The sequence below is a fragment of the Pseudomonas lyxosi genome (genome assembly GCF_047758685.1).
GTDB lineage: Bacteria > Pseudomonadota > Gammaproteobacteria > Pseudomonadales > Pseudomonadaceae > Aquipseudomonas > Aquipseudomonas lyxosi.
Window position 1 is genome coordinate 2,554,239 of the sequence record NZ_CP180481.1, and the last position, 13,140, is coordinate 2,567,378.

Sequence of the window (13,140 nt, forward strand, 5' to 3'; positions counted from 1 at the left end):
ATTACGAAGACAGACCGCCGAAACCTGCAACACAGGTGGCGTCTTCCAAGACCCAGCTATGGATGCAGTTCACTTGAGTCCCAGCAGGTGAATTCGGTAGTCACTTCGAGGCGCAGCACCGCCAAGGTATTGCGTCGAATGGCTCCCACAAAGGTGACCGAGTATGGATGATCACGGACGTAGTTCTTCCTCCAACCAGCCAATCCTTTATGTACTCGATACCAACGTATTGATTCACGATCCAAACGCCCTGCTTAACTTCGAAGAACACCACGTCGCCATCCCGATGACCGTGCTTGAGGAGCTCGACAAGCTCAAGAGCGGGCATCACAGCGTGGCTGCAGAATGCCGTCAGGCGATTCGCCTGATCGACAAGACCCTGGGCGATGCCAGCCCCGAAGATGTCGAACTCGGTGTTCCGATCCAGCGCGGCAAGAGTGGGCCCAAGGGTTTGCTGTCAATTTTGATGAGCAAACGTGCCGAACCGAACATCATTCTGCCCGAGCACCTGAACGACAACATCATCATCAACCAGTTGATCGACCTGCACGCGCGCGAACCAAAGCTGCCCGTGGTGCTGGTCACCAAAGACATCAACATGCGCCTCAAGGCCCGGGCTTGCGGGATCGCGGCCGAGGACTACAGCACCGACCAACTGGTCGACGACGTGTCGCTGCTGCCCAACGGTTATCACAACATGACCGGCTCCTTCTGGGACCGTGTGAGGAATGTCGACACCCGTCAGGATCATGGCCGCACCTGGCACCAGGTGCAGTTGATCGACAACCTGCCGGCGGTGCACATAAACGAGTTCATCATCGACGAACAGGGTTTTGTCGGCTGGATCAAGGAGATCGAGGAAGACAAGCTGCTGATTCTCGACCTGCATCAGGAACCCCTGTTGCACCAGGAAGCCTGGGGCCTGAAACCGCGTGACATCTATCAAAGCCTGGCGCTGTACGCCTTGCTCGACCCGGATATCCACCTGGTCAACCTGACCGGGGCAGCGGGTTCGGGTAAAACCATCCTCGCACTGGCGGCGGCGATCGAGCAGACCATGGTCAGCAAACGCTATCGCCGGATCATCGCGACCCGTAGCGTGCAGGGCCTGGACCAGGAGATCGGTTTCCTGCCCGGCACCGAAGCGGAAAAAATGGAGCCTTGGCTGGGCGCCATCACCGACAACCTCGAAGCCTTGCACATGGATGACGAAAACACCCATGGCAGTGTCGATTACATCCTCAGCAAAGTGCCGTTGCAGTTCAAATCCCTCAACTACATTCGAGGCCGCAGCTTCCAGCAGAGTCTGATCCTGATCGATGAATGCCAGAACCTCACGCCGCACCAGATGAAAACCATCATCACCCGTGCCGGCGCCGGTTCCAAAGTGGTGTGCCTGGGTAACCTGGCGCAGATCGACACCCCTTACCTGTCCGCGACCAGTTCCGGGCTGACGTACCTGACAGAACGCTTCAAGGATTTCCCCAACGGTGTGCACATCACCCTGCAAGGGGTGCCACGTTCGATTCTGGCCGAATACGCCGAATCGCATTTGTAATCGCCTCGACCGAACCGGGCGGCCTGCACAGGTCGCCCGGTTTTTTATGGCCGAATTTTGACCCACAGGTTTACAATCGGGGCTCCTGATCAGGAGTATCCCTGTGCTGACTCATCTCGATTCCCAAGGTCGCGCCAATATGGTCGACGTCACTGAAAAAGCCGTGACGTTCCGTGAAGCAACGGCCCAAGCGCTGGTGCGCATGCTGCCCGAAACCCTGCAGATGATCGTCAGCGGCGGTCACCCCAAGGGTGATGTATTCGCCGTGGCGCGTATCGCCGGTATTCAGGCCGCGAAGAAAACCAGCGATCTGATCCCTCTGTGCCATCCGCTGCTGCTCACCGGCGTCAAGGTCGAGCTCAGTGCCGAAGGCGACGACACCGTGCGCATCGTCGCGCGCTGCAAGTTGTCCGGACAGACCGGCGTCGAGATGGAAGCCCTGACCGCCGCCAGCGTCGCGGCGCTGACTATCTACGACATGTGCAAAGCCGTGGATCGCGGCATGACCATCGAAAGCGTGCGCCTGCTGGAGAAACTCGGCGGCAAGAGCGGCCATTTCCAGGCGGATCAAGCATGAACGTCACCGTGAAGTTTTTTGCCCGTTACCGTGAAGCGCTCGGTGTGGACTCGGTGAAGGTTGAAGGTGATTTCGCCACCGTCGACGATGTGCGTGCGCTGCTGGCCCAGCGTGACGGTGCCGAAGTGTTGAGCGAGCAAAACTTGATGTGCGCCCGCAACGAAGACCTGTGCCAGCTCGATGAGCCGGTGAGCGATGGCGATGAAGTGGCTTTTTTCCCGACCGTGACCGGAGGCTGAGCCATGGCGATTCGCGTGCAATCCACGGCGTTCGATCCGGGTGCTGAAGTCAACGCCATGCATGCCGCCAATGTGGGCGTCGGTGCGGTGGTGAGTTTTGTCGGCTATGTTCGCGACTTCAATGACGGACTCGACGTCGCCGGGATGTTCCTTGAACACTACCCGGGCATGACCGAAAAAGCCCTCGCCAAGATCGCCACAGAGGCCGAGCAGCGCTGGCCGCTGCTCAAACTTGAAGTGCTGCATCGCATCGGGGCCCTGGAACCGGGTGAGCCGATCGTCTTCGTCGGCGCCGCCAGTGCCCACCGCCAGGCGGCGTTCGACGCCTGCGCCTTTGTCATGGACTACCTGAAAACCCGCGCTCCATTCTGGAAGAAAGAAAACACCCGTGATGGGGCGCGTTGGGTTGAAGGGCGTGACAGTGATCATGCGGCGGCGGATCGCTGGAAGCAGTAAGTAGCCAGTTAGTTCTTCGTTGACTGTCAGTCCGCGTTCGCGAGCAAGCCCGCTCCCACATTGGTTCCGAGTCGAACACAAAACTGGTGTTTGATGGAGATCTAATGTGGGAGCGGGCTTGCTCGCGAAGAGGCCATTCGCATCACCCAATTTCCCACTGATTCATCTCCCGACCATCGGCGGCTACATCTTTAAGGGCCCCGATTGACGAATAATACATAAAAGTCCAGTATGGAATTATAAGTACAAAAAAAGGCCTTGCCCGTTTCTGCTCTTTCTTCTGTCTTGCCAAACCAACAACAACCCGCGAGAGAACGAACATGAAGAAATTCCCCCTCATCACCGGTCTGGCTCTGAGCCTGTTGGCATGCAGCAGCCTGTTCGCCGCCGATAAAACCCTGCGCATCGGTATCGAAGCGGCTTATCCACCGTTCGCGTCCAAAACCGATAAAGGCGAGATTGTCGGGTTCGACTACGACATCGGCAATGCCTTGTGTGCGCAGATGAAGGTCAAGTGCGTCTGGGTCGAAGGTGAGTTCGACGGTCTGATTCCTTCCCTTAAAGTGAAGAAAATCGACATGGCGCTGTCGTCCATGACCATCAACGAAGACCGCAAGAAGTCGGTGGATTTCACCCACAAGTACTACTTCACCTCATCGCGTCTGGTGATGAAGGAAGGCGCAGTCGTGGATGACCAGTACGCGAGCCTCAAGGGCAAGACTATTGGTGTGCAGCGCGCCACCACTACCGACCGTTATGCCACTGAGGTTTTCGAGCCGAAGGGTATTAACGTCAAGCGTTACGGCAACAACGAAGAAATCTACATGGATCTGGCTGCCGGTCGCCTCGATGCCATTTTTGCCGACACCATCCCGCTGAATGACTTCCTGACGATGCCGCGTGGCAAGGGTTATGCCTTTGTCGGGCCGGAGCTCAAGGATCCGAAATACGTGGGTGAGGGCGCCGGGATTGCAGTGCGCAAGGGCAACACCGAGCTGGTCTCCGAGCTGAACACGGCCATCGACGGCATTCGCGCCAGTGGCGAGTACCAGAAGATTTCAGAGAAGTACTTCAAGTCTGATATCTACGGCGACTGATCAATCGCTGGCGGGGGCTTTCTCACGAAAGCCTCTGCGCGGTTCCGATTCCTGAAAAACGCTTGAAAGTTAATCCCTTCTTAACCGGCTTGTCGTCTATTCCCCGATACCCCGCTGTGCGCGCCGGACTCTCAAAGGTCAGGGCCAGCGTGTAGACTTCTGGGCAATCGATATTTAGAAGGGAAACGCAATGAGCGAGGAAACGATGCGGTTGGGCCGCGAACGGCGCTATCTGGTGTTGCTGGGCATCATCTGCCTGGGGCTGATCGGCGGCGCGCTGTACATGCAAATTGTTCTGGGCGAGGCGCCATGCCCGCTGTGCATCTTGCAACGTTATGCGTTGCTGCTGATCGCGCTCTTCGCGTTCATCGGCGCGGCCATGCGCACCCGTCGCAGCATCACGGTATTTGAAACCCTGGTGGTGATCTGCGCCATTGCAGGCGTCGGGGTGGCCGGGCATCACGTCTATACCCAGTTCTATCCGGCGGTCAGTTGCGGCATCGATGTACTGCAACCGATTGTCGACGGTTTGCCACTGGCGAAGATCTTCCCGCTGGGCTTTCAGGTCGACGGCTTCTGTTCCACGCCGTACCCGCCGATCCTCGGTCTGTCGCTTGCACAATGGGCGCTGCTAGCCTTTGTGCTGATCGTGGTGCTGGTGCCGCTGCTCACGTCGCGTAATCGCAAAGCCCTGCGCTGAAGTCATTCGCCGCAATCGCTGCTACACAAAAAAACGCACCGGCCCTCGTTGAGGGGGCCGGGGCGTTTTGCATTTCAGGGCACAGGTAAAAAATGACCTTGATGCGCGACAAGTCTGGGTGCGGCACGTGTGCGACATGTTGTCACAGCGGGAGTGTCGCAAGGCATTTCAGGGCGCCGAATTGGTACATGACTACGCAACAAAATCGGCCTGTTTTAGCGTCTGGAAACTTCAGCCCGAATAATCCGGAACAGGCAGTTTTAACAGGCCTTGGCGAATCGCCGAAGCCCTTGTCACATGGGGGCTTTGGCAGGGTCGAAGGAGGGCGCAGAGCTTTCGATACTGTCTGAACTGCCTGAGGTAGACCTACAATTTTTGGTGTTTTTGTTGAGAATTAATTTCGATACCATGGCGCACTTTTGCAAATACCGTTAATGATTGTTGCTGGAATGGATAAAAATTATTTCGGGATGAGACATGGTTTATAAAACGTTACATATCTACAATCGCCCGCACTGAATTCCCGGCACTGCTCATCCCTGAGCAGGAATAGGGCGTCGAGAGGCCGGTTGGCTTCATGCGACTCCCAGGTGTCGGTGCCTTCCAACTATCCGCACCAAATGGAATTGGTCTGTAACAAGGCCTTTGACCACGAATTCGAATAAGAACTCAACGCTGGCCCAGGATTTGTCGAACAGCGTCTGACGCGCGACGGGCAGCCACTTATTCAATCCAAGAAAAATGCCAACCCTTGGCAGGGTGAAGTGTTGGCGATCAAAACCCAACTGCATTGCGCAAGCTGCTTTAGAGGTCGTGAGATGAGTAAAAACAGGTACCCCAGACTACTAGGCTTATTGCCGCTGATCGGCACATTGTTGCTGTCAGGCTGCAACATGACCTTGCTCGATCCCAAGGGCCAGGTCGGCCTGGACGAGCGAAACCTGATCATCACCGCAACGCTGCTGATGCTGTTGGTCGTGGTTCCGGTCATCGTCATGACCTTCCTGTTCGCCTGGAAATACCGCGCGTCCAACACCGACGCCGTCTACACGCCTAAATGGTCGCACTCCACCAAGATTGAAATCGCGGTGTGGGCTGTTCCAGTGCTGATCATCATTGCCCTGGGTTATGTCACCTACAAGTCGACCCACGCGCTGGATCCTTACAAGCCGCTGGAATCCGACGTCAAGCCGATCACCATTGAAGTCGTCGCGCTGGACTGGAAGTGGATGTTCATCTATCCAGAGCAAGGCATCGCCACCGTCAACAAGATCGTGTTCCCGGCGCACACGCCGATCAACTTCAAGGTGACTTCGGACTCCGTGATGAACTCGTTCTTCATCCCGGCCCTGGGCGGCCAGATCTACGCGATGGCCGGCATGCAGACCAAACTGCACCTGATCGCCAACCAGAACGCTGAAATGGACGGTATCTCCGCCAACTACAGCGGGGCTGGTTTCACCGGCATGAAATTCAAAGCTATCGCCACCTCTCAGGAAGATTTCGACGCCTGGGTCAGCGAAGTCAAAAAGGCACCTAAACAGCTTGAAAAAGCTGAATACGAAGCCCTTTCCAAGCCAAGCCAGAACAACCCAGTCGAGCTCTACTCCTCGGTCACGCCGAACCTGTTCCAGATCATCGTCGACAAGTACGAAGGTATGAATCCGGGCAAGCCGATGCACCACGAGAAGAAAGAGAAAGAAGTGGCCCATATGGAAGGGATGGACATGAGTTCGCATTCAGCTGCCGGGGCAGAGGAGTAAACGATGTTTGGTAAATTAAGTTGGGAAGCGGTCCCGTTCCACGAACCGATCGTGATGATAACCATCGCCATGATCGCGCTCGGTGGTCTGGCGCTGTTCGCTGCAATCACCTATTTCAAGAAGTGGACCTACCTGTGGTCCGAGTGGTTGACCTCGGTCGACCACAAGAAAATCGGCGTGATGTACATCATCGTTGCCATGGTCATGCTGCTGCGCGGTTTTGCCGACGCCATCATGATGCGTACCCAGTTGGCCATGGCCACCGAGGGTTCGCCTGGCTACCTGCCGCCTGAACACTATGACCAGATCTTCACCGCTCACGGTGTGATCATGATCATCTTCATGGCGATGCCATTCTTCACCGGCCTGATGAACCTTGCAGTGCCGCTGCAGATCGGCGCGCGTGACGTTGCCTTCCCGTTCCTGAACTCCCTGAGCTTCTGGCTGCTGGTATCCGGCGTAGTGCTGATCAACCTGTCCCTGGGCGTCGGCGAATTCGCCAAGACCGGTTGGGTTGCCTATCCGCCACTGTCGGGTCTGCAATACAGCCCTGGCGTGGGGATGGATTACTACATCTGGGCGCTACAGCTATCCGGGTTGGGTACGACGCTGACGGGGGTCAACTTCCTGGCCACCGTGCTGAAAATGCGTACCCCGGGCATGAAGCTGATGGACATGCCGATCTTCACCTGGACCTGCACCTGGGCCAACGTCCTGATCGTGGCCTCGTTCCCGATCCTGACCGCTACCCTGGCACTGCTGACGCTTGACCGTTACATGGATTTCCACATTTTCACCAATGAACTTGGTGGCAATCCGATGATGTACGTCAACCTGTTCTGGGCCTGGGGTCACCCCGAGGTTTACATCCTGATTCTGCCGGCGTTCGGGATCTTCTCCGAAGTCATCTCGACCTTCACCGGCAAGCGTCTGTTCGGCCACCACTCGATGGTCTACGCATCGGGCGCGATCTCGATCCTGGGCTTCATGGTATGGCTGCACCACTTCTTCACCATGGGTTCGGGTGCCAGCGTCAACGCCTTCTTCGGTCTGGCGACGATGCTGATTTCGATCCCGACGGGGGTGAAGCTATTCAACTGGCTGTTCACCATTTACCAAGGGCGTCTGCGTTTCACCAGCCAGGTTCTGTGGACCCTGGGCTTCATGGTGACCTTTGCCATCGGCGGCATGACCGGCGTACTGCTGGCCATTCCGGGTGCGGACTTCGTCCTGCACAACAGCCTGTTCGTGATCGCTCACTTCCACAACGTGATCATCGGCGGCGCGGTATTCGGCTACATCGCAGGCTTCGGCTTCTACTTCCCTAAAGCGTTCGGCTTCAAGCTGCACGAAGGTTGGGGCAAGGCAGCGTTCTGGTTCTGGATCTCGGGCTTCTTCGTCGCGTTCATGCCGCTCTATGCACTGGGCTTCATGGGCATGACCCGTCGTCTGAACGCCACCACCAACCCTGAGTGGGTGCCGTACCTGTACGTCGCCATGTTCGGTGCGGTGATGATCGCGGTCGGTATCGCCTGCCAGCTGATTCAGCTGTACGTCAGCGTGCGTGACCGCAACAAGCCGGAAAACATGTGCGAACACGGCGACCCGTGGAATGCGCACACGCTGGAATGGTCGACCTCGTCGCCACCACCGTTCTACAACTTTGCCGTGCTGCCAAAAGCGGACACCATCGATCCGTTCACCGAAGCCAAGGAAAACGGTACCGCGTACAAGGCTCCGGCCAAGTACGAACCGATCCACATGCCAAACAACACCGCGACCGGTGTGGTCATGGGTGCTCTGTTGACCGTGTTCGGTTTCGCGATGATCTGGCACATCTGGTGGTTGGCCATCGTTGGCCTGGTTGGCACCGTGGGCTACTTCGTGATCCACGCTGCACGTGATGATCAAGGCTACATGGTGCCGGTCGACGTGATCGAGCGCATCGAAGCCGAGCAGCACAAGCGTCTGGTAGCGGCCGGGAAAGTTCCAGCCACCGCCACCCGTGTTGAAACCTCGTTGGAACAGGCTTAAACCATGTCGAACTTAGTGACCACTGCTGGACACGCCCATGGCACGGACCATGGGCACGACGACCATCACCACGACTCGGGCGAGATGACCGTATTCGGTTTCTGGCTCTACCTGATGACCGACTGCATTCTGTTTGCGTCGATCTTCGCGGCGTACGCGGTACTGGTTAACAACGTAGCGGGTGGCCCGTCGGGCCACGACATCTTCGAACTGCCGTACGTACTGGGCGAAACCGCTCTGCTGCTGTTCAGTTCGATCACCTACGGCTTCGCCATGCTGGCGTTGTTCAAGGGCAAGAAGAACCAGGTCCTGGGCTGGCTGGGCATGACCTTCCTGTTCGGTGCCGGCTTCATCGGCATGGAGATCAACGAGTTCCACATGCTGATCTCCGAAGGCTTCGGTCCTAGCCGCAGCGGCTTCCTGTCCGGGTTCTTCACCCTGGTCGGCACCCACGGTCTGCACGTGACCAGCGGTCTGATCTGGATGGCGATCATGATGTACCAGGTGCAGAAAAACGGCCTGACGGCGACCAACAAGACCCGTCTGAGCTGCCTGAGCCTGTTCTGGCACTTCCTGGACGTGGTGTGGATCTGCGTATTCACCGTTGTTTATCTGATGGGGACTATGTAAATGGCTAACGCTCATTCCCACGATAGCCACGACGCCAGCCACGGCAGCGTCAAGTCTTACGCTATCGGTTTCATTCTGTCGGTAATCCTGACGGTCATTCCTTTCGGCCTGGTGATGTACCCATCGCTGCCGAAAGCCCTGACTCTGTGGATCGTACTGGCCTTCGCAGTCATCCAGGTGCTGGTGCACCTGGTGTACTTCCTCCACCTGGACCGCTCCGCTGCCCAGCGTAACAACGTGATCGCGTTTGTCTTCGCTGCACTGGTCATCGTCCTGTTGGTAGGCCTGTCGCTGTGGATCATGTTCAGCATCCACTCCAACATGATGGCGCACTGAGGAAAGTCCGGATGTCCTTTAAGCACTTTATCCAAATCACCAAACCGGGGATCATTTTCGGTAACGTGCTTTCTGTGGCAGGCGGATTTTTCCTGGCCTCGAAAGGGCATGTCGATCTGGCCATTTTCCTGGCCGCCATGATCGGCACGTCGCTGGTGGTGGCTTCCGGTTGCGTGTTCAACAACTGCATCGACCGCGACATCGACCTGAAGATGGAACGCACGAAGAACCGGGCGCTGGTCCAGGGCTTGATCTCCCTGAAACTGGCCCTGGCGTTTGCGACCGTCCTGGGTGTTTTCGGCGTTGCACTGTTGTACAAAGTGGCCAACCCGTTGGCCGCGTTGTTCGCGGTGATCGGCTTTGTCATCTACGTCGGTTTCTACAGCCTGTACCTCAAGCGCAAGTCGGTTCACGGCACGCTGGTGGGCAGCCTGTCGGGCGCCATGCCGCCGGTGATTGGCTACGTCGCTGTGACGAACAGCTTCGACATGGCTGCACTGACGTTGCTGGTGATGTTCAGCCTGTGGCAGATGCCGCATTCCTACGCCATCGCGATCTTCCGCTTCAACGATTACCTGGCTGCATCGATTCCGGTGTTGCCGGTGAAGCGCGGGATTCAAGTGGCGAAGAAGCACATCCTGCTCTACATCCTGGCGTTCCTCGTGGCGACCTTGATGCTGACCTTCAGCGGCTACGCCGGCATGAGCTACCTCGCCGTCGCCGCGGCCATGGGCATGTACTGGTTGTACATGGCCTGGACCGGCTACAAGGCAGTGGATGACACGGTCTGGGCACGCAAGCTGTTCGTGTTCTCGATCTTCACCATTACCGCGTTGAGCGTGATGATGTCGCTGGACTTTAAAGTGCCGAGTGAGCTGTTGCTGACGTACGCGCCTTAAGATTCAGAGGCTGCAAAGAAAAGCCCCGCCTTCGAGAGAAGTGCGGGGCTTTTTATTGATCGTTCCCACGCTCTGCGTGGGAATGCAGCCCGGGACGCTCTGCGTCCCAGAAGCGTGACGCAGAGCGTCACAAGAGGCATTCCCACGCGGAGCATGGGAACGATCAACCGCGGTCTATCAGGAAAACTCAGCTATCGAGCAACCGGAAAAACCGCTCACGCACCTGGGTGTTATCGCTGTGCGCCACGTTGAAGCGCAGGAAGTGGCTAGCGTCCGGCGCTTTGCTGAGCAAGGTGCCGGGAGCCAGCACAAGGTCGTTTTCCAGGCCTTTCCTCGCCAGCGTTTCGGCATGCAGTCCTTCGGGCAATCGCGTCCAGATGAACAACCCTTCCCCCGGCAGCGACGACGCCGAGCACCCGGCCTCTTCCAGCCAACCCGCCACCCTGCTGTTGGACTCGTACAGCCTATCCACCGTACGCCGCGCGTGTTTGGCGTAGCTGCCGTCGCTGAGCATGGTGCAGGTGATATGTTCGGCCAGTTCCGAGGTCACGCCGCCGCAGGCCATTTTCAGCGCGACCAGGCGCGCCGCCAGTTGTGGCGATAGCACGGCATAGCTGACGCGGCTGTTGGCGGTCAGGGTTTTAGAGAAGCCGGAGATATAGCTGACATTGTCCAGCCCGCTCGCGGCCAGTCTTGGCGTGCGGCGTTGCTGAATGTCGGCGTACAAATCGTCTTCCAGAATGTGGAAGTTGTGGCGATGGCTCAGTTCCAGCAAGCGGTACACCTGCGCCGGGGTGAACGAGTGCCCGGTGGGGTTATGCAGGGTGCTATTGGTCATGTAGAGCACCGGTTTGTGGGCGATCACCAATTGTTCGAAGGCTTCAAGGTCCATGCCGTCGCAATCCCGGGCGATGGTGATGACCTTGGCGCCATGCAACGCGAGGTTGGCGTGCATGTTGAAGTAGCAAGGGTCGTCGAGCAATACCGTGTCGCCGGGTTTGATCAGCAGGCGCATCAGCAGGTCGATGGCCTGCATGGTGTTGGCGGTGGTGATGATCTGATCCACCGGGACTTCGATGCCGAAGGTCGACAGCTTGACCCGCAACGCCTGGCGCAGCGGCAGGTAACCGCCGGCAACGCCATATTCGCCCATGCGCAGACTGGTGGCGCGCAGGGTGCCGCGCACGGCTTTGAGCAATTCGTCGGCAGGCAGCCACGAGGTCGGCAGGAATCCGCAGCCGGGGCGCAGGGCGCCGTTGTCCAGCAGCAATGCGCGGCGGACCACGCTGAGGGTGTCTTGAGGTTGCAGATCCGGGCCGGTGCCGGTGTGCAGTGTGGTGCTGGTGCGGTGCACGTAATGCCCGGAACCCTGACGTGAAACCACCACGCCCTTGGCCCGCAAGCGGTCCAGCGCATCGACTACCGTGGATTTGCCCACGTTCATCAAGTCGGAGAGTTCGCGAATCGGCGGCAGCTTGGCCCCGTGAGGCAACCCGCCCTGGGCGATCGCCAGCGACAGCTGGTCGACGATCTGCTGGACCAGCGGCACGCCGGGCTGGAATTCGATGGCGGCGATCACTGCACGTTGAGCCTGCATTTTACTGGTCTCTCCGGCAGTAAAGTTCGTTTGATTCTATACGAACTTGCTCTGATCAGAACAAGCGTCTTTCTCTACCATCGCCTTAAAGACTTTTCTGATTGTCGGTGTGCTGTGGCCCCCGCGATCGCTCGGTTCAGAGGTGTTGCATGAGTGTTCAAACAACGGTCGCCATCGCCAAACCGGTGATCAACATCCGCCTGTTCACAATCCGGATCATCACCGCCGTGTCGCTGTTCGCCGTGCTGGGCAAGGCCAACGTCTGGCTCGACACTGCTACCAACAGCATTCTCGCCCTTGGTTATCGGGCCTTGTTGTTGCTTTTGCCGCTGACTTTGCTGGTGCTGGGCCGCCGCTCCCTGAGCGTCACGCTGCTGTGTGCAGCCCTCGGGCTGGTGTTGCTCGCGGTCACCAGCAACCAGGGCATGGTGATGTTTGCTGCGGCGTTGTTTGCCTACGGAATCGCGATTGCCGGGTACCTGATCAAGAGCGAGGCCGCCCAGACCAAAGAGGGCGCGGCGTACAACCGGGTGGCGATGAACATGGGTAGCCTGCTGGCGGGTCTGATCCTGCTGTCGCCGCTGCTGACCCCGACGATGTTCTTCCTCGGCGCAGCGAGTTTCGTCCTGCTGTGCCTGCCCATCGCCATGGGCGCCACCTTTACCACTGATGCAGTGGTTGCCCGCCCTGCGACCCAGGATGGCAGTGGCTGGCGCAACAAACTGCCGTGGGTAATCGCCGGCATCATCATGGGGATCAAGCTGTTCGGCGTGTTCTCGATCCTGCCGCAAGCCATCCTCCTGGAAACCGGTGAATTACCGGCCTGGTATGGCCTGATGCTGATCCTCAACAGCGCCGTGGTGGTGTTCGCCCAGGTGCCGGTGATGAAACTGATCGAGCGCACCGGGCGCTTCAAGGTGGTGGCTGTCATCGGGATCATCATCGGCGGCTTTGCAGTGCTTTCGTCTCCGGCTGCTTTCCACGTCGAAACCCTCGCCGGTGCGCTGATCTGGGTGGCGCTGCTGTCCCTCGCCGAATGTGCGTTCAGCTACCTCGATTACTTCTCCGTCAAACAAAACAACATGTTCGTCAAGGAAGTCTCCCTCGGCGTTGGCGCCGGGTTGACGGTGCTGATCATGCGGGTCGTACCGGCGCCGTACAACGCGCTGGTGCTGGCTGCCATTGGCGCGGGCGGGATCCTGGCCTGGTACTACCTCAACCGTAAATCCAATGCGTCGTTGCACGACTGATTCA

General features: G+C 58.1%; 14 protein-coding genes. 12 read left to right on the plus strand and 2 right to left on the minus strand.

Translation table 11 applies throughout. The features are described from left to right. Window positions 1-163 precede the first annotated feature (163 nt). The 4 genes from ACMXYI_RS11790 (at window position 164) to moaE (ending at window position 2,830) form a co-directional block, all read left to right on the plus strand. A complete protein-coding gene (locus ACMXYI_RS11790) occupies window positions 164-1,558 on the plus strand; it encodes a PhoH family protein (protein ID WP_129438280.1) in 1,395 nt (464 codons plus the stop codon). A gap of 103 nt (window positions 1,559-1,661) precedes the next feature. Then, window positions 1,662-2,135: a cyclic pyranopterin monophosphate synthase MoaC gene (gene moaC / locus ACMXYI_RS11795; RefSeq protein WP_415773329.1), complete on the plus strand. Its 474-nt coding sequence runs from the start codon at window positions 1,662-1,664 to the stop codon at window positions 2,133-2,135. After that, complete coding sequence (moaD, locus tag ACMXYI_RS11800; protein WP_008010586.1) at window positions 2,132-2,374, plus strand: molybdopterin converting factor subunit 1; 243 nt, start codon at window positions 2,132-2,134, stop codon at window positions 2,372-2,374. The genes moaC and moaD overlap by 4 nt, the downstream gene beginning before the upstream one ends. A gap of 3 nt (window positions 2,375-2,377) precedes the next feature. Beyond that, window positions 2,378-2,830, plus strand: a complete 453-nt coding sequence (moaE, locus tag ACMXYI_RS11805; RefSeq protein WP_282479891.1) for a molybdopterin synthase catalytic subunit MoaE — start codon at window positions 2,378-2,380, stop codon at window positions 2,828-2,830. A gap of 142 nt (window positions 2,831-2,972) precedes the next feature. Here the strand turns inward: moaE and ACMXYI_RS11810 are convergent, their stop codons facing one another. Next, window positions 2,973-3,152: a hypothetical protein gene (locus ACMXYI_RS11810; RefSeq protein ID WP_415773330.1), complete on the minus strand. Its 180-nt coding sequence runs from the start codon at window positions 3,150-3,152 to the stop codon at window positions 2,973-2,975. On the opposite strand from ACMXYI_RS11810, the gene ACMXYI_RS11815 reads away from it, so the two are divergent. From ACMXYI_RS11815 to cyoE, 7 genes are all read left to right on the plus strand, one after another. Next, window positions 3,151-3,927: an ABC transporter substrate-binding protein gene (locus ACMXYI_RS11815; RefSeq protein WP_415773331.1), complete on the plus strand. Its 777-nt coding sequence runs from the start codon at window positions 3,151-3,153 to the stop codon at window positions 3,925-3,927. The two genes, ACMXYI_RS11810 and ACMXYI_RS11815, sit on opposite strands and share 2 nt — an antisense overlap. A gap of 190 nt (window positions 3,928-4,117) precedes the next feature. Further along, window positions 4,118-4,627: a disulfide bond formation protein B gene (locus ACMXYI_RS11820; protein ID WP_074873894.1), complete on the plus strand. Its 510-nt coding sequence runs from the start codon at window positions 4,118-4,120 to the stop codon at window positions 4,625-4,627. A gap of 818 nt (window positions 4,628-5,445) precedes the next feature. After that, complete coding sequence (gene cyoA, locus ACMXYI_RS11825) at window positions 5,446-6,390, plus strand: ubiquinol oxidase subunit II (RefSeq protein WP_415773332.1); 945 nt, start codon at window positions 5,446-5,448, stop codon at window positions 6,388-6,390. Window positions 6,391-6,393: 3 nt separating this feature from the next. After that, complete coding sequence (gene cyoB / locus ACMXYI_RS11830; RefSeq protein WP_223429788.1) at window positions 6,394-8,424, plus strand: cytochrome o ubiquinol oxidase subunit I; 2,031 nt, start codon at window positions 6,394-6,396, stop codon at window positions 8,422-8,424. A 3-nt stretch (window positions 8,425-8,427) separates the two neighbouring features. After that, complete coding sequence (locus ACMXYI_RS11835) at window positions 8,428-9,054, plus strand: cytochrome o ubiquinol oxidase subunit III (protein ID WP_008147627.1); 627 nt, start codon at window positions 8,428-8,430, stop codon at window positions 9,052-9,054. Next, window positions 9,055-9,390 (plus strand): cytochrome o ubiquinol oxidase subunit IV, encoded by a 336-nt coding sequence (cyoD, locus tag ACMXYI_RS11840; RefSeq protein ID WP_008147629.1) that lies wholly within the window; start codon window positions 9,055-9,057, stop codon window positions 9,388-9,390. 11 nt (window positions 9,391-9,401) lie between these two features. Beyond that, a complete protein-coding gene (gene cyoE, locus ACMXYI_RS11845; RefSeq protein WP_095132943.1) occupies window positions 9,402-10,289 on the plus strand; it encodes a heme o synthase in 888 nt (295 codons plus the stop codon). A gap of 187 nt (window positions 10,290-10,476) precedes the next feature. Here the strand turns inward: cyoE and ACMXYI_RS11850 are convergent, their stop codons facing one another. Continuing rightward, entirely contained in the window at window positions 10,477-11,886 is a 1,410-nt protein-coding gene (locus ACMXYI_RS11850) for a PLP-dependent aminotransferase family protein (RefSeq protein WP_415773334.1), read from the minus strand. Between the two features lie 149 nt (window positions 11,887-12,035). On the opposite strand from ACMXYI_RS11850, the gene ACMXYI_RS11855 reads away from it, so the two are divergent. Then, a complete protein-coding gene (locus ACMXYI_RS11855) occupies window positions 12,036-13,136 on the plus strand; it encodes a hypothetical protein (RefSeq protein WP_415773335.1) in 1,101 nt (366 codons plus the stop codon). Window positions 13,137-13,140: the final 4 nt, after the last annotated feature.